Below are 15532 nucleotides of genomic sequence, written 5' to 3'. Positions count from 1 at the left end.
ATGCGAAGGCGGGCTTCTCTGCCTCGCCCTTCCGTGCAGGGGCCGGCCGTGCCGGCGCCGTCGGCGGACCCGAACCGGCCCCGGCCCGCGCGGGTGCGCGGCCCGGGGCGGCCGCTCGTTGCCGCTCCGGCGTCCCGGTCAGAGATCGAAGCGCTTGAGGAAGCCCTTGCCGATGTAGTCGATCGACGACGTGGTCTGCGCCAACCCGATCGTGTACGCCTTAGCGACTTCGACCAGCCGCACCGCCTGGTATTCGACGGCCGCCAGATTGTCCTCGTGCACGTTGCTCGCCTCGTGCCGCGAGACGCTGCACGAGCCGTACGGCGCACCGTTCTCCGGCCGTCCGAGTACTTCGACGCTTGATCCGTTGGGAACGATCAGAGAGCCCCAGTGGCACATGGAGTTGTGCAGGGCGAGGATCGCTGCCTGCTGCCCGGCATGCGGCATGGACCCGGAGGCGAACACCGAGACCGCCTTGTTCACCAGTTCCCCGGGGATCGCCACTGGCCCGGAGTGGTCGATGAAGTTCATGATCTCGGGTGCGGGCAGGCCGAAGTGCACCGGAGTCCCGATCATGACGGCGTCGGCCTCGACCAGTGCTTCGAGCGTGATCTCCGGGAGCCCCCCGGTCTTTTCGTCGAGCTCTGCGTAGGCCTTCTTGTCCAGGATCATCGGGTTCTCAAGGCGCGGGACCGTGTACAACTGCGCCTCTGCGCCGGCTTTGTCCGCGGCCGCAGCAGCGGCAGCGGCCATCTGGTAGACATTTCCACTCCTTGAGTGAAAAACGATCGCGACCTTGACCATGTCTCTCCCATTCATATTGAGATCCCCATTGCGGGTCCAGGACCGTGCGGACTCTGCGGTGCGTTCATGGTCGCCGATGGCGCAGAAAGGGCGAAGCGCTGCGTGCAGAGTTCGTCAGATGGCGGGTCCGCATCGCGGGACCTGACATACCGGCCCCGCTATCGTTGACCGGCTGAACCGGCGCGCCGAACATGGCACCATGCCTGAATCCGAGTCCGACCGCGAATTGGAAGCCAGGAAAATAAGGGACCTCATGGAGAGGTTTGAAGAGGCATTCAACTCTGCCGACGCCGATGAACTCGAAAAACTCTTCGACGCGGATGCCGCACTCGTGCTTGAGCCGGGAAAGCAGGTTTCCGGAGAGGCCCGGATCCGAAGGAACCGGACGGAGTTGGCGAGCATGCCGCCGATCAGGGTCTCGGTACGCCACGTGTATTTCGCCGGTGACACCGCCCTCCTTATTAACGACTATGTCCACGAAGGGCGCGGTGCCGACGGCCGGCACGTCCGCTTCGAAGGGACTGCAGCCGATGTCGCGAAGCGCGGAGCGGACGGGGTCTGGCGCTGCGTCATCAGCAACCCCGCCGGCACCGGCCGTGCCGGAGCGGAGTGATCGCTGTGTCCTCGGATCCCGGCGGAGGTGCGGGCACGCTGTTCCGCGTAGCGGCGCAGACTTGGGTCCCGGCAGGGGCGGCGGACGTGTACTCCCTGGTCAGTGACCTCTCGCGAAGCGGGGTGTGGAGCCAGGAGTGCCTGGGCGGGGAATGGGTGCACGGTGTGCCCGCGGCCGTTGGATCGGTCTTCAAGGGAAGGAATTTCCGGAAGTCCGAGGTGGTCGGCTGGGCGCCGGTGGTCCGCGGTGAATGGGTGACGGAAGCCGAAGTGGTCGCGGCTGACCCCGGGCGTGAATTCGGCTGGGCAATGCGCGACGGCTCAGGCAGGCGCCAGCAGAGCGTGTGGTCGTTCGCCTTGCAAGCGGAATCCCCGGGCACCCTGCTTGTCCACCGGTTCTGGATGGGGGAGCCCACCGAAGGAATCCGGGGGATCACGGCTGAAATGACTGCCGCCGAGCGGGTTCGGTTCGTCTCTGAATGGTCGGAGAAAATCGATACGGAAATGCGGTCCTCTGTGCAGCGGATCAGAGAATACTTTCAATAGCCGAGGAACTCCGGACGTCCGCTCCGTGCGGACGGCTGCCGGGTAGCCGTGTCGTTTACGCGAGGTGGTGAAGGATGTTCTTGCAGCGCATCGGAAGGCGCGGGATCGGTCTGGGAACGCTGTTCGACCGGGCAGCCGCGCGCCACCCCGAGAATGTGATGATCCTGGATCACGACCTCGACCTGGCGCCGCATCTGGGCCGTAGGGCGACTGTGGCTGAGATCGCCGATCTGGTCGCCGATTACGCCGCCCGGCTGCGAGCAGCCGGAGTCGGGATCGGTGAACGGGTCGCCGTGTACAAGACCAACGGCTTCGACATCACGCTGTTCGCCTTCGCGGCCGCCCGGATCGGAGCGGTGCCGGTGCTCCTTTCGCCGAAACTGGATGGCGCCACTGCCGCGGAGCTGGTGCGCCGAATCGGCCGTCCGCACCTGGTGACCGACCAGAGAACGATCGACGGGGACCTGCCGGAGCCGGTCCTCGCGGAGGCCCGGAGCGTCCTGCTCACCTCGGGGAGCCGCGAGGGGGCCACTGCCCTGGACAGCCTCGGTGGAGCCGAGCGCGTCCCCCCGGTCGCGCTGCCCCCGGGGCACCCCGCGCTGATCACCCACACGTCGGGGACCACGGGGCTTCCCAAGCTCGCGGTGCACACCGGCCTCTCCCTGCAGGCGCGCTACTACCCCCAGTACGCCTCGCTCGCCGCGATCGCGCACCGCAGGGAAGTCGTTGCGATCCACGTGTCCTTCGTCCACTCCCGCCTCTTCACGGCTCTCGGGATCTCCCTGTCGCGCGGGTTCCCCGTCGCGGTCCTCGCCGACTCCGACCCGGCGGCGACCGCCGGGATCTTCGCGCGGCTGCGGCCGGGGATCATCGAGGCCCACCCCAACTCGTTCCTGCAGTGGGAGGAGCTGGCCGACGATCCGCGTGCCCCCTTCAGCAACGTGAAGCTCTTCAGCAGCACGTTCGACGCGCTCCATCCGCGGACGGTGCACCGGCTGCTGGGTGCCTCCCGGCGCCGCGCGCCGCTGTTCGGCCAGCTCTACGGACAGAGCGAGGTCGGCCCGGTCGTGGTGCGGGCGTTTGCGCGCCGGCATGCGAAGGAGGCGGTCGGGCGGTGCGTCGGATTCGCCTTCCCCGGGATGACCCGCGTCCGCGTGGTGAGCAGGGACGGCCACCCGCCGTCAGAGCTGCACCCCGGCCACATCGAGGTCCACACGGACGGGCGCGTCGCGACGTACCTCGGGGAGCAGGAGCGCTTCGACCGCCAGGTGGACAACGGATGGTGGCGCATGGGGGACGTCGGCTACAAGACGCGGTGGGGGTGCCTTCACCTGCTCGACCGCGAAGTCGACCTGATCGACGGCTTCGGCAGCACGCTGGCGGCCGAGGACGTCCTGCTGTCCGGGATCGAAGAGCTGACCGAAGTCGTCGTCGTGCCCGGGCCCGGCGGAACGGCGGTCCCCGTCGTCTGCACGAGGGACGACGCCCCGCTAGACCCCGTGGCGTGGCAGAACGCCGCAGCCGGTCTTCCCCCCATGGCCGATCCCGTGCACCGCCGCTTCGAGGACCTGCCGCAGACCGCGACTTTGAAGATCAAGCGGATCGAGCTCGCCCAGCAGCTGTCCGCGACCGGGCCGGGCAGCCGCTGATGGCGAGGATCGTGATCGTCGGGGGCGGTATCGGCGGCCTGGCAGCGGCGCTGAGCATCACCCAGCGGGGCCACCAGGCCCTCGTCCTTGAACGCAGCCGCCGCTTCGCCGAGATGGGGGCCGGGATCCAGATCGCCCCCAACGGCGTCCACGCACTGGGCAGGCTCGGGCTGGGGGACGCGGTCGCCGCGGCAGGGGTGCACATCGATGAGCTCCGGTTCATGGATGGAACCGACGGCCGGCACGTGGCGAGCATGCCCCTGACGGGCAGGTACCGCCGCCGCTTCGGCAATCCGTACGTGGTGGTGCACCGCGGAGAGCTGTACCGGATGCTCGTGGAAGCGTGCCGTGCCGAGCCGGCCGTCACGCTCCGCGCTGGCCGAGAAGTGGTGGGGTACCGGCAGGACAGCGAGAGCGCCTCGGCCCTGCTGCGCTCCGGCACGGAGATTCGCGGCGATGCCGTTGTGGGTGCCGACGGCCTCCATTCGGCCGTACGCGGGCAGTTGGTGGCCGACGGCCCGCCCACGCCCGCGGGCATCACCGTGTTCCGGACCATCGTGCCGATGGAGCGGGTGCCCGAGGAACTGCGGCGCAACGCGGTGACCTGGTGGGCCGGTCCCGGGCGCCATTTCGTGCACTACGCGATAGCCGGGGGCGCCTATCTGAACCTCGCCCCGAGCGTGGAGAACAGCACCACCCGGGACATCGCTGGGGAGAGCGTGGAAGCGGACGAGGTGCGCGGTGCGTTCTCCGCGTTCGCGGAGACACCGCGGCGGCTGCTCGCGCTCGGCTCCGAGTGGCGGTCGTGGTCCCTGGTCGACCGCGATCCGGTGGGCCGCTGGAGCGACGGGCGGGTAGTGCTGCTCGGCGACGCTGCCCACCCGATGCTGCACTATGCCGCGCAAGGGGCGTGCCAGGCGCTGGAGGACGCCGTCGTCCTCGGAGGGATGCTCGACGTCCCTCCGGCGCGGTTCGCAGCGGCGTTCGAGGGGTTCGGCGCCGCGCGGCGGGAGCGCACCGCGGCGATCACCCGCGCGGCCCGCGCCAGCACGAAGCTGTGGCATCCCGCGGGCGAGGCCGCACGCGCACGCAATGCCGCCCTGTCCTCGCTCTCCGCAGAGGAGATGCACGACTACGTGGCGTGGATGCACGGGGCCCTCGTAGGCGGGCCGCACCAGAGGACGTATTCCGGCTCGGGGATGGGGAGCGCCAATGGACACTAGCGTCGGATTCGCCGGCATCGGCCACGCAGTGGGGTCGACCGCGGTGCGCAACAGCGACATTGCGGTGTCCCTCGGCAGGGACGCCGACTGGCTCGTGGAGCGCACCGGGGTCCTGTCGCGCCGGGTCTGCGGCCCAGGCGAGGACGTGGTGTCGCTGGCGGCACGGGCCGTGGAGCACGCCGCCGACAACGCGAAAGTCGACCTCCGCGACCTCGGCGAAGAGACCCTCCTGCTCCACATCCAGAGTGCGCGCACGCATCTCACCCCCTCGCCCGGAGTCGTGCTCAGCGGCCAGCTCGGTCTGCAGGGGGTCCGCGTACTCAGCTGGGAGGGAATGGGGGCGGAACCGATCGCGGCGGTGGAGACCGCCGTGTCCCTGCTCAGGTCGGGTGCCTGCGAGAGGGCCATCGTGTCGTCCGCGGCGGACCTGGTGGCCTACGTCGACCCCCAGGATCCCGCGACCGCGGGGCTGTTCGGCGCCGGTGCCGCCGCCCTGGTGCTGTCGCGCGACACTGTGGGATACCCCGAGGTGCTCATCCGCGGTATGCGGTGGGAGACGCACCCCCAGCACTGGCGGCTGGAGGAGGCCGAGCTCCACCGGTGGCAGAAGACCACCCACGGGATCGAGATGGCGGCGGACTTCTACACGGTGCGTGAAAAGCCGCTGGTCCGGGAGGCTGACCAGATCCTGCCGCGGGTGGTCGGCGCGGCGCTGGAGCAGGCGGGCTGGGAGCTGGGTGACGTCGAGGTGCTCGTCCACCACCCGCTGAACGCGGCGATGCTCGAAGCCGTCCGCACCCGGCTGGGGTTTTCTTCCGACATTCTCACCACCTCGCTGCCCCGGCAGGGCAACCTGGGCCCGGCCGGCCTGATCGTCGACCTCTCCCTCGCCTGGGAGGCAGGGCGCCTCACTCCCGGCACGCGCCTGCTCATGGCGTCCTTCGGTGCCGGGTTCTCCTGCGGTGCCGCGACCGTCGAGTTCTGAACGCGCAGACACCCAGAGACAGAGAGGAGGCCCGATGGCCCGGCGTGTCCTGGTCTCCGGTGGCAACCGGGGGATCGGCCTGGCGATCGCCCGGCGCTTCGCCGGTGCGGGCGAAGTGGTGGCCGTCACATACAGGAGCGGCCCTCCGCCGGACGGCCTTGCCGCAATCCCCTGCGACGTGACGGAAGAGGGCGCCGTCGAAGGCGCACTCCGCACGTTCGAAGAGCGCTTCGGCTCGGTGGAGATCCTCGTCGCGAACGCGGGGATCACGCAGGACGGGCTGATCCTCCGCATGCCCGACGCGGCGTTCGAGCGGGTGCTGGACACCAATCTCACGGGCGCCTTCCGGTTGGCCCGCCGGGTGAGCGCGGCGATGGCGAAGCGCCGCTGGGGCCGCCTCATCTTCATTTCCTCGGTGAGCGGCCATCTCGGCGCGCCCGGGCAGGCCAACTACGCGGCCGCCAAGGCCGGCATGGTCGGCATGGCGCGCTCACTGGCCTGGGAGCTCGGGCCGCGAGGTGTCACGGCGAACGTGGTGTGCCCCGGCCTGATCGAGACGGAAATGTCCCACGCCCTGTCCGGCGCGCGGCGCGACCACCTGCTCGGAGCCACGCCGCTTGGCCACGCCGGCACACCGGAGGACGTCGCCAGCGTCGTCGGCTTCCTCGGATCCGAGGAAGCGCGGTACGTCACCGGTGCGGTCGTCCCGGTCAGCGGCGGGTTGGGGATGGGCCACTGATGCCCCGCCACGTACCCGGTGCGGGCTGGGACCGGCCGCCGCCGGCCAGGTGCGGGCCCCTCTCGATAGGACGGAGACCAGCGCGTGCACGCCGCCTACATCGAACGGCTCGGTTCCGCCGAATCCATCCGCTACGGCCGACTGGACGCCCCCGTGCCCGGCCGGCACGCCGTCCTGGTCGACGTCACCGCCACCGCCGTCAACCCGGTGGATACGCTCGTCCGCTCCGGTGCCTTCCGTACGCCCGTGCCCTTCCCCTTCGTCATCGGACGCGACCTCGCCGGGACGGTCTCCGCGGTCGGGTCCGGTGTCCGAGGCTTCGCGGTCGGGGATGCGGTCTGGTGCAACAGCCTCGGGCACGGCGGACGGCAAGGAGCGGCGGCAGAGCAGGCGGTTGTACCCGTGGACCGGCTCTACCGCCTCCCGGAAGCCGTGTCTCCCGCCGAGATGGCAGCTCTCGCCCATCCGGGCGCCACGGCGCAGCTCGCGCTCTTCCGGCACGGCCGGCTCCGCCCCGGGGAGACCGTCGTCGTCGTGGGCGCCGGCGGCAGCGTGGGCGGCGCCCTGGTGCGCACCGCGGCCGATGCCGGCGCCCGAGTGGTCGCCGTGGCCGCCGCCCGCGACGCCGGCTACTGCGGGTTGGCGGGCGCATCGGAGTTCTGCGACTCCGCTGCACCGCGGCTGTTCGCGCGCCTGCACGCTGCGTGCCCGCGCGGTGCCGACCTCTTTCTGGACACGGCGGGGGTGAACGACCTGGCGGGCTCCGTCGATCTGCTGGCGCTCCGGGGACGGATTGTCCTGATTGCGGGGCCGCAGAGCCGTCCCGAACTGCCGGTGGGTCCCCTCTATACCAAGGACTGCTCGGTCATCGGCTTCGCCATCTCACGGGCGACCGTGCGGGAGCTCGCCGAGGCAGCAGGTGCGCTCAACCGCATGCTGTCCGCGGGAACGCTCCGCGCGCGGGGGATCGAGGCCCTGCCGCTGAGCGCTGCAGCTGCCGCGCACCGGAGAGTGGAGCGGAGGGGGCTGCGCGGAAGGCGCCTCGTCCTGCGCCCGGATCTCGACCGGCCGCCGTGCGCCGGGGCGGACGAGGGGAACCAGCGCCGTACAGCCCTCGGCGGCGGGTCCGCGAACGAGGGCCCGCAGCCGCCATAGGACTGTCCGGAGGCGCGGGCGAACCGCCGCGGCCCCGCCGCCTCCGAGCTGATCAGGCCGGCTGGGGCCGGAGAGCCGAGGGCTCGGCTCCTGCATTGATCTATGGATGGGACCGGTGTTCTAGTGTTCCTTCGGGTTGCCCCCGGCGGCGGCCGGCAGAGGATGCCCGGAGTCCGCAGTTCCCCCGCCCTGCGCTGGGCGACCGGTATGACGAATCGCCGCTTATCCGGCGGCGCGCCCGCAACCCGGAGGAGATGTCGACGTGAAACTGATCGTTTTCGGTGCGAACGGCCCAACCGGCCGGCTGGCAACCGAGATGGCCCTCAGCGAAGGCCACCAGGTGACCGCCGCGGTGCGACGGCCGGCCGAATTCCCTCTCCAGCACGAGCGCCTGGACGTGGTCCAGGTGGATGCCACCGAGTCCGACGCGGTGGAGCGTGCAGTGGAAGGCCACGACGCCGTGCTGTCGAGCCTCGGAGTCCCCTACACCAAAGAGCCCGTGACCATCTTCTCCCGCGGTACTGCCGCCGTTGTGCAGGCGATGGAGAAGGCAGGAATCAGCCGGCTGGTCTGTGTCAGCTCGCCCGGAGTCTCCGACGAGATCCCTCCCGAAGAGTCCTTCTTCGCCCGCAAGGTGCTTGCGCCGATCCTCTTCCGGTTGGGGCGCACGGTCTATGAGGACCTGCGGCGCATGGAGGAGATCGTTCAGAAGTCGGACCTTGACTGGACGATCCTCCGGCCGCAGGGGCTTTTCGACGCGACCGAGGTCACGGACTACGAGGTGTCCACGGGGCCGCTCGTCGGCCGCTACACCTCGCGGGCCGACCTCGCGCACGCCATGCTGCGGGAGGCGGTCGACGATACCCATGTCCGTGCTGCCGTCCAGTTGATCACCACGGACGGGACGCCCTCGTTCGTGCAGATGTTCATGAAAGAGGCGCTGCACATCGGGCGATGATCCTCGGCGCGGCGGTCATCCGCCCACTGCATGGCGCAGCATGCGGTCGACGATGCGCACTCCGTCCGGGGTGAGCACCGACTCCGGATGGAACTGCAGGGACGCGAAGCGGTTTCCGCGCAAGGCGTGGACTTCACCGTCGACGGGGTCGCGGCTCACCTCGACCGCGCCGGCCTCCTGGCAAGTGATCTTGTCTTTCGGGGAGTGCGCGGCGTAGGTGTTGTAGAAGCCGGCCCGCTCGCTGGCGCCGAACAGGTCGATCGCGCGCTGGACCCCCTGGTTGGGGCTCAGGCGGCGCTCCAGGGGGAGCCCCAGGCGCCTGCTGAGCACCTGGTGGCTGAGGCAGACGGCCAGGAAGGGGTGGCGGCGGGCCAGCAGCGCCGCCGCCCGCGCGTCGAGGGCGGCGATTCGGGGCTGGTCCAGCGCACGGGGATCGCCGGGCCCGGGCCCCAGCACCACTGCGTCGTACGCGTTGAGTGGGAGGGGCTCGTCGTACCGCTGGACGGTCACCGCGCACCCCAGGTCGCTCAGCTGATGCCTGAGCATTGCAGTGAAGTCGTCTTCAGCGTCGATGACCAGTACCTTTCGCCCGGTCCGCGGGCGGGGCCGCGGGAGTGCGCGCGGGCGCCGGCCGGCCATCCAGTAGGCGGCGATCGCACTGTTCCGCTCGCTGAGCGCGGCTTGGATGCGGGCGTCGTCGGCAAGCTGCACCCGGGTGTCCGCGCCCGGAGCGGGCGCGCCCGCGGAAGGGAGCGCCGCAGGAGCCCCCTCGATGGCGGCGAGCAGGCCCGCGGCCTTCGCCCTGGTCTCGGCGGCCTCCAGTTCGGGGACCGACGCGCGCACCAGGCTGGCGCCCACGCCGATGTCGATCCGGCCCTGTGCATCGATCTCCGCGGTGCGGATCAGAATCGAGGAATCGAGTGTCCGCTCCCCCCGCCCGTCCTGGCCGATCAGCGCGAGGACTCCGCTGTAGTAGCCGCGGCCCTGCGGCTCGTGGCGGCGGATGACCCGGAATGCGTTCTCCAGCGGGCTACCGGTCACGGTGGGCGCCAGCAGAGTCGCGTGCAGGAGGTCGCGGGGGTCGCCGGCGCTCGTCCCGTCGATGAAGTACTCCGTGTGCGCCAGCCGGGACATCTCCCGCAGATACGGTCCCCGGACGCGGCCGCCGCCGTCCGGGCACACTCGGGCCATCATCTTCAGCTCTTCGTCGAGCACCATGTAGAGCTCCTCGGTCTCCTTGCGATCGGAGAGGAAGCCCAGGGCGCCGTCCAGCGAGGCTCCGGTAGGCGGATAGCGGTATGTCCCGCTGATCGGGTTCATCACCGCGGCGCCGCCGGTCCGGCTGATGTGGCGCTCGGGGGAGGCCCCCACGAGCGTGCGGTCTCCCGTATGCACGATGTGGGTCCAGTACGCGCCGGACTCCGTCCGGAGCAGCCGGCCGAAAACTGCGAGCGCGCTGTCCAGCGTGTAGTCGCGGATCTCGGCCCGGTAGGAGCGCTTGATGACGAAGTTGGCCCCTTCGCCCGTGCCGATCTCCCCGTCGACGACCCGCCGCACGATGGCCTCGTACGCCGCGTCGTCGGGGTCGAAATGCCCGCCCGTGACCTGTGTCGGCGTGTCCGGAAGGCGGCGCAGCACGTCGGCCAGCGGAACCGAGTCCTGCGCGCCGACGGTGATCACCACGAGCGGAGCGCCGTCGTCGACGCACGAATGGCCGCGCTCGCCGATCTGGCGGAAGGGAAGCAGCGCAACCGCATCATGGCGCGGGGGGCCTCCTACGGGGGAGGGGGCCGGAAGCGGAATCCCGGACGTGCTGTCCGCGACCGAGGCCTCGCCGACGACGACGTCCACCGTGGAGCCGCCGGTGTGCGGGCGGTGGAGGAGGGCGAAGGGAGGCGGGTCCGGGCTGAGTATGCGGAAGAGGAGATCGCCGTTCATGCGACGACTTCCTCGGCCGTGGCGACCACCGCGCAGCACCGCGCCGCGTAGTCGATGGCCGACCGGTGGTTCTCCGCAGTGAAGTCGGCGACTGCATCGGCCACCAGGAACGTCTCGATGTCGTTGCTGAAGGCGTCGACCGCGGTCATCAGGACACCGATGTGGGCATAGACGCCGCAGAGGACCAGCTGATCGCGCCCGTGCTCGCGCATCCTCTCGAGCAGGCCGGAACCGAAGAAGGCGCTGTAGCGCCACTTGGTGAAAAGCCAATCGGATGCACCGGGCGCCAGCGGGTCCACGATGGCCCGGTCATCGGGATCGGTCCGCATACCGGGTCCCCAGAATTCCTGGAGGAGTCCGCGCTGCGCAGCGGACATGCCACCGGGTTGCGCGGTATACGCGATCGGGATGCCCCGGCTCGCGCAGCGGCGTCGGAGTGCAGCCGTCGTCTGGACCAGCCGCGTGCGGAAGGCCTCGCCGAACGGCTGGAGGAAATAGCGCTGCATGTCGTGGATGAGCAGCACGGCCCGGTCGGAACGCACGGTCCACGAGGCGCGGTTCCCGGGGAGCTGGCCGGAGCCCGGCATCGGGTAGGGCGCGATGGGAGGGATGCCGCCCATGGGGTCCTCTTTCTCTCTCTGCGGTGGCGTCGTGGTGGTTGCGGAGCTGCTCCGCTCTGCACCCGCCGCGGTCACGGTGCGGCCGGACCGGGATGCGGCCCGCCGGAGCGGCCGGGAGCGGCCGTGCTCTCCCTTCCGCTGAGGAGGTGCCGGCGAGTCGCGCCGCTGCTAGAGCCCGAGCGTGGCACCTCCGTCCACGGTGAGGCTGTGCATGGTGATGTGGGCCGCTCCCTCGGAGAGCAGGAAGGCGACGGCCGCGGCAATGTCGGCTGGCTGCGCCAGCCGCCCGAGCGGAATGCCCACCCGGAACGCCTCGGGCTTGCCGGCGACTGCCTCGCGCCCAGGGCCGCCGTCACCATAGAGGTCGCGCAGCATGGGCGTGTCGGTGGATCCCGGCGCGACTACGTTGCAGCGGATCCCGTGCTCGGCGACTTCGAGCCCCAAGCACTTGGTGAACATTGCGGCCGCCGCCTTGGAGGCGGAGTAGGCCGACATCCCGGTGCGCGCAGTGCCGGCCGCGTTGGAGGCGACCGTGACCACTGCTCCGCGGCCGCGGGGGACCATCGCGCCGACGGCGGCACGTGAGACCAGGAAGACACCAGTGGTGTTCACCGCGAGCGTCTCCGACCACTCCTTCTCGGAGAGCTCGCGCGCTGACCCCGCGCGGAGGATGCCCGCCGCGTTGACAAGCCGGTCGAGTTCCCCCATCCGCGTCTCGATCGAGGCGACCGCGTCCTCGACTTGGCCCGGATCGGTGATGTCGCAGGGGAACGCGCGTGCCGCGGCTCCGCTGCTGGTCAGAGCGGCAACGACCGCGCGCAGCCCTTCGGCGTCGCGGTCGACTGCCGCCACGGCGGTCCCCTGCGCAGCCAGTGCCCGTGCCACGGCGGCTCCGATGCCTCCGGCGGCTCCGGTGACGAGGGCGACGCTCCTGGTCATGTGCTCGTGCCTCCTCGACGGGCCGGCGTCGAACCGGCGGTTTCTGCGGTCCATGCCGATACCACCGCGATCGCCTGACGGGGGTTGAGCCGCGGGTCGCAGAGGCTGGTGTAGCCCGATCCGGGTAGGGCGGGCTCGCCGGGTTCCCAGATGCATTCCCGCACGTCGTCCGGGGTGGTCTCCAGATGGAGGCCGCCTGCGACCCCGCCGGCCGCGGAGACGGCGGACTGGAACTCCTGCAGCTCCTGGACGATGTCCCGCACGGAGCGGGTCTTGGAGCCGCCCGGGGTGGCCCCGGTGTTCGCGTGCATCGGGTCGGTCAGCCAAATGACCGGATGCCCTTCGACGCGCGCGGCCTCCACCAGCGGGGGGAGGCGGTCCGACACGGCCTTCGCGCCCATGCGCGCGATCAGGGTGAGCCGGCCGGGAACGCGCTCGGGGTCGAGCCGCGCACACAGCGCCCGGAGCTCAGCGGTGGTCGTCTGCGGACCGATCTTGCAGGCCACCGGGTTTGTCACGGACGCGAGCAGGGCCACGTGGGCCCCGTCCACCTGCCGGGTGCGCTCGCCGACCCACGGCCAGTGCGTGGAGGACAGCAGGAGCCGGCCGCCTGCGGTGTCGCGGACGAGGGGGAGCTCGTAGTCGAGCAGCAGCGCCTCGTGGCTGCTCCAGACTGGCGCCTGGGATCCGCTCGTACCGCTGCGGGAGGGGCGGGGAAGCCGCCGCATGATCTCGCCCGCCGCCTCGTAGCCGCCGATGAGGCGCCGGGGATCGGGGCGCCTGCTGGCGGGGTCGAACTCCGGTCCGTTGACCATGTGCCCCTGGTACACGGGAAGCGTTCGGTGCCCGATCCGCTCGACCGGGCGCGAGCGGGGCTTGCCGAACTGCCCGGCGATCCTGCCGACGCGCACGACCGGTTTCCCGGTGCCGGCGGTGAGCACGCCGGCCAGCTTCTCCAGCAGCCCCGTCTTGCGGGCGACGCAGTGCGCGGTCCGCTCCGCCGGGTCCTCTGCGCAGTCGCCTGCCTGGAGGACATGCGCCTCGCCGCGTGCCACGCATGCCAGGGCGCGGCTCAGCCGCAGCACGTCCTCGGCGCGGACGAGCGGCGCACGGCGGGCGAGCTCCCGCCGTACGCGGCGTACTTCTCCCGCATCGTCCCAGCGGGGTTGATGGCGCGCCGGTTGCGCACCGATGTCGAGGCGGGTGTGCACCGTTTCCTCCTCTGGGAACGGCCGAGAAATGCGTGCCGCAGCCCATCCGGTACCGGCAGGGGTTGCCGCGGGCCGCATGATTGCGTGGCACGCTTGGTGTCCGAATATCGGGCCCGTCTTTTCGAATTCGCAGCCGAAGCCGCGGGGACATCCTCCGGCTCGGAAAATAAGGGAGCAAGCGGAGCCTTCCGAGTCCGTCAAGTTCCCGGATCCGGAGGCAGTTTGAGGAACCTTTATCCGCACCCCGGATAATTTCGCATGCGGGCGCCCGCGGAGCGACCTGACGTAGTGTTCTCGAAATCATTGAACCCCTGAAACCCGTTCGATAAAAGGGTAGGAGTCGGAATCCCGAGGCGCGGTGAGGTGTTTCCAGAGAGGGGCGCAAGGCGTATGGAGTGTGCGGCGCGCGCGGCCGAGTCAGTCGAGCGCTGTGAACGAATCGGAACCGAGCTGGCCCGTGTCCGCGCCGACCTGCAGAGAGCCGGGGGCCTTCTGCGCAAGGTCGGGGCGGCCGCGGACTCCGGGGCGCTCGCCGACGACGCCCGCGCCTGGGCCGCCGACATCGCGGCCGTCGTGCGCCCGATCGAGCAGGTCGCCGACCGGGTGCCCCTCGGACCGCTCTCCGGGCGCGGGGAGTGCGAGGCCGATGCGGGCCGCATCACCGACCCGCCCAGCGACGTCTACACCGCGGCAGGTCGACTGGAGGCGCCCGATCTGGCAGCGGCCCCGTCCGCGTTCCCCGGGGAAGAGGGCTCCTACACGCTTGCCGGCTTCTTGGCGCCGGACCGTGCCGGAGGGGGCGCCCGCGGGGCGCCAGACCCCATCTGCGGCCGTATTACCAGCGACGTCGCGGCGGTCGCGACTCTCGCGGTGCACTGCTGCGTGCGCATCACCGAAGGGCTCGGTGTCCACACGCCGCCGCGCGCAGGTGCGCGGGCACTGGCGCACGAAGCGACGCAGCAGCTGGCGCTGCTGACCGCGCTGCTGGGCCACCGGCACCGGGCAGCGGGCACGGACCCGCTGCGCCGCGCCCGGTTGCGCCGTGCCGCTTCCGCGCAATGCCTCGACTTCGCGGGGGTCCTCGCGGTGGAAGTGTGCAGGGATGTCGATCTGCTTGCTCAGCGCCATTTCACGGGGCTCCCGGAATGAGCCTCAGGGAGGTGTCGATGAATTTACCGGGTGAGCCGGAGCCCGCCTGGAGCGGTGCGATCGACGTACATCACCACGCGATACCCGGGTTCTATATCGAAGAACTGAAGAAGTCGGGATCCAGAGCCGTTCTTCCAGGGGTCGACCCTCCGGCGTGGAGTGCGGAGTCCAGTCTCGCCATGATGGACCGGCAAGGGATCCGATCGGCCGTTCTCAATGTCTGGCCGGGCGTACCGGAGATGGCGCCCGGAGCCGCGGCAGCCCTCGCCCGCTCGGTCAACGAGTACCTGGCGAAGGTTGTAGCGGACAGCCCGCAGCGGTTCGGAGCGTTCGCCGTGCTCCCGTTCCCCCACGTCGACCGGGTCATGGCGGAGTTCACGCACGCCATCGACGTCCTCGGGCTCGACGGGATCGGGATGGTCAGCAACTACGGCGGCGCCTACGCGGGCGACGCGCGGTTCCGTCCGCTCTTCGCGGAGGCGCACCGGAGGAATACCCCGCTGTTCGTGCATCCCGGGCTTCCGCCGTCCACCGGGCAGCCGATGTTCGGGCTCCCCGCGCCGGTCTGCGAGTTCCCCTTCGAGACCGTTCGGGTGGCCGCCCAGTTCCTCTACTCCGGAATCCTGGAGGACTACCCGGGGCTCCGAGTGATCCTGCCGCACGGCGGCGGGGGGATCGCCTACTACGCCAGGCGGCTCACGTACGGTCCGCTGATCAATTCCGCTCTGGCGGACCGCATCGCGGTGGACCCCGTTGCCGCGCTGCAGCGCTTCTACTTCGACGTCGCCATGGTCGGCGACGAGTTCGCCTTCCCCGCGCTCCAGCGGTTCGCCCCCGCCGGCAGGTTGCTCGTCGGGACCGATTTCCCCTTCATGTCCGAGTCCTTCTGCGGAGAGAACGGACGGCACGTCGCGCGCCTCGCCGGCGCGGACGGCGGACGGCGGTTGAACGCCCTCAACGCCGAAGCGCTCTTTCCGCGACTCTCCGCGAAGAAAGGCTGAGCG

Annotated in this window: 15 protein-coding genes; 10 read left to right on the top strand and 5 right to left on the bottom strand. The window is 70.7% G+C overall.

Features of this window, described 5'->3' with window-relative positions; all coding sequences use genetic code 11:
* Window positions 1-138: 138 nt before the first annotated feature.
* Window positions 139-819 carry an NAD(P)H-dependent oxidoreductase gene (locus tag ACYVGT_RS12355; protein WP_460857356.1) on the bottom strand — a complete coding sequence of 227 codons (681 nt, stop codon included), beginning with the start codon at window positions 817-819 and terminating at the stop codon, window positions 139-141.
* A 184-nt stretch (window positions 820-1003) separates the two neighbouring features.
* Here ACYVGT_RS12355 and ACYVGT_RS12350 point away from each other — a divergent pair, with 184 nt between their 5' ends.
* The 8 genes from ACYVGT_RS12350 (at window position 1004) to ACYVGT_RS12315 (ending at window position 8671) form a co-directional block, all read left to right on the top strand.
* Complete coding sequence (locus ACYVGT_RS12350) at window positions 1004-1417, top strand: YybH family protein (protein WP_460857354.1); 414 nt, start codon at window positions 1004-1006, stop codon at window positions 1415-1417.
* A gap of 86 nt (window positions 1418-1503) precedes the next feature.
* Window positions 1504-1962: an SRPBCC family protein gene (locus ACYVGT_RS12345; RefSeq protein ID WP_460857352.1), complete on the top strand. Its 459-nt coding sequence runs from the start codon at window positions 1504-1506 to the stop codon at window positions 1960-1962.
* A gap of 74 nt (window positions 1963-2036) precedes the next feature.
* On the top strand, window positions 2037-3611 hold the full coding sequence (locus ACYVGT_RS12340; RefSeq protein ID WP_460857350.1) for a class I adenylate-forming enzyme family protein: 1575 nt from the start codon (window positions 2037-2039) through the stop codon (window positions 3609-3611).
* A complete protein-coding gene (locus ACYVGT_RS12335) occupies window positions 3611-4834 on the top strand; it encodes an FAD-dependent monooxygenase (protein WP_460857349.1) in 1224 nt (407 codons plus the stop codon). Before ACYVGT_RS12340 ends, ACYVGT_RS12335 begins: the two co-directional genes overlap by 1 nt.
* Entirely contained in the window at window positions 4824-5819 is a 996-nt protein-coding gene (locus tag ACYVGT_RS12330) for a 3-oxoacyl-ACP synthase III family protein (RefSeq protein ID WP_460857346.1), read from the top strand. Before ACYVGT_RS12335 ends, ACYVGT_RS12330 begins: the two co-directional genes overlap by 11 nt.
* Window positions 5820-5853: 34 nt before the next feature.
* Window positions 5854-6558: a 3-oxoacyl-ACP reductase FabG gene (gene fabG, locus ACYVGT_RS12325; protein ID WP_460857344.1), complete on the top strand. Its 705-nt coding sequence runs from the start codon at window positions 5854-5856 to the stop codon at window positions 6556-6558.
* Between the two features lie 84 nt (window positions 6559-6642).
* Complete coding sequence (locus ACYVGT_RS12320) at window positions 6643-7713, top strand: alcohol dehydrogenase catalytic domain-containing protein (protein ID WP_460857342.1); 1071 nt, start codon at window positions 6643-6645, stop codon at window positions 7711-7713.
* A gap of 262 nt (window positions 7714-7975) precedes the next feature.
* Complete coding sequence (locus tag ACYVGT_RS12315; RefSeq protein ID WP_460857340.1) at window positions 7976-8671, top strand: NAD(P)-dependent oxidoreductase; 696 nt, start codon at window positions 7976-7978, stop codon at window positions 8669-8671.
* A gap of 15 nt (window positions 8672-8686) precedes the next feature.
* Here ACYVGT_RS12315 and ACYVGT_RS12310 read toward each other — a convergent pair whose 3' ends face one another.
* The 4 genes from ACYVGT_RS12310 to ACYVGT_RS12295 form a co-directional block, all read right to left on the bottom strand.
* The gene (locus ACYVGT_RS12310) at window positions 8687-10609 is read right to left on the bottom strand and encodes an anthranilate synthase family protein (protein WP_460857338.1); all 1923 of its coding nucleotides are present in this window, start codon (window positions 10607-10609) and stop codon (window positions 8687-8689) included.
* A complete protein-coding gene (locus ACYVGT_RS12305) occupies window positions 10606-11229 on the bottom strand; it encodes an isochorismatase family protein (protein WP_460857336.1) in 624 nt (207 codons plus the stop codon). Before ACYVGT_RS12305 ends, ACYVGT_RS12310 begins: the two co-directional genes overlap by 4 nt.
* 168 nt (window positions 11230-11397) lie before the next feature.
* A complete protein-coding gene (locus ACYVGT_RS12300) occupies window positions 11398-12168 on the bottom strand; it encodes a 2,3-dihydro-2,3-dihydroxybenzoate dehydrogenase (protein ID WP_460857332.1) in 771 nt (256 codons plus the stop codon).
* A complete protein-coding gene (locus ACYVGT_RS12295; protein WP_460857328.1) occupies window positions 12165-13379 on the bottom strand; it encodes a 3-deoxy-7-phosphoheptulonate synthase in 1215 nt (404 codons plus the stop codon). Before ACYVGT_RS12295 ends, ACYVGT_RS12300 begins: the two co-directional genes overlap by 4 nt.
* A 390-nt stretch (window positions 13380-13769) precedes the next feature.
* Here ACYVGT_RS12295 and ACYVGT_RS12290 point away from each other — a divergent pair, with 390 nt between their 5' ends.
* Window positions 13770-14528: a hypothetical protein gene (locus tag ACYVGT_RS12290; protein ID WP_460857325.1), complete on the top strand. Its 759-nt coding sequence runs from the start codon at window positions 13770-13772 to the stop codon at window positions 14526-14528.
* Between the two features lie 17 nt (window positions 14529-14545).
* Window positions 14546-15529 (top strand): amidohydrolase family protein, encoded by a 984-nt coding sequence (locus tag ACYVGT_RS12285; protein ID WP_460857323.1) that lies wholly within the window; start codon window positions 14546-14548, stop codon window positions 15527-15529.
* Window positions 15530-15532 lie beyond the last annotated feature (3 nt).

It is taken from the genome of Nocardiopsis coralliicola (assembly GCF_054779695.1).
This window is presented reverse-complemented; position numbering and strand designations above follow the sequence as displayed.

Excerpts from the sequence above, each read along its gene's own strand:
- ACYVGT_RS12355 (WP_460857356.1), bottom strand. The coding sequence starts at position 819 with ATGAATGGGAGAGACATGGTCAAGGTCGCGATCGTTTTTCACTCAAGG.
- ACYVGT_RS12350 (WP_460857354.1), top strand. The coding sequence starts at position 1,004 with ATGCCTGAATCCGAGTCCGACCGCGAATTGGAAGCCAGGAAAATAAGG.
- ACYVGT_RS12340 (WP_460857350.1), top strand. The coding sequence starts at position 2,037 with ATGTTCTTGCAGCGCATCGGAAGGCGCGGGATCGGTCTGGGAACGCTG.
- ACYVGT_RS12335 (WP_460857349.1), top strand. The coding sequence starts at position 3,611 with ATGGCGAGGATCGTGATCGTCGGGGGCGGTATCGGCGGCCTGGCAGCG.
- ACYVGT_RS12330 (WP_460857346.1), top strand. The coding sequence starts at position 4,824 with ATGGACACTAGCGTCGGATTCGCCGGCATCGGCCACGCAGTGGGGTCG.
- fabG (WP_460857344.1), top strand. The coding sequence starts at position 5,854 with ATGGCCCGGCGTGTCCTGGTCTCCGGTGGCAACCGGGGGATCGGCCTG.
- ACYVGT_RS12310 (WP_460857338.1), bottom strand. The coding sequence starts at position 10,609 with ATGAACGGCGATCTCCTCTTCCGCATACTCAGCCCGGACCCGCCTCCC.
- ACYVGT_RS12305 (WP_460857336.1), bottom strand. The coding sequence starts at position 11,229 with ATGGGCGGCATCCCTCCCATCGCGCCCTACCCGATGCCGGGCTCCGGC.
- ACYVGT_RS12300 (WP_460857332.1), bottom strand. The coding sequence starts at position 12,168 with ATGACCAGGAGCGTCGCCCTCGTCACCGGAGCCGCCGGAGGCATCGGA.
- ACYVGT_RS12290 (WP_460857325.1), top strand. The coding sequence starts at position 13,770 with ATGGAGTGTGCGGCGCGCGCGGCCGAGTCAGTCGAGCGCTGTGAACGA.
- ACYVGT_RS12285 (WP_460857323.1), top strand. The coding sequence starts at position 14,546 with ATGAATTTACCGGGTGAGCCGGAGCCCGCCTGGAGCGGTGCGATCGAC.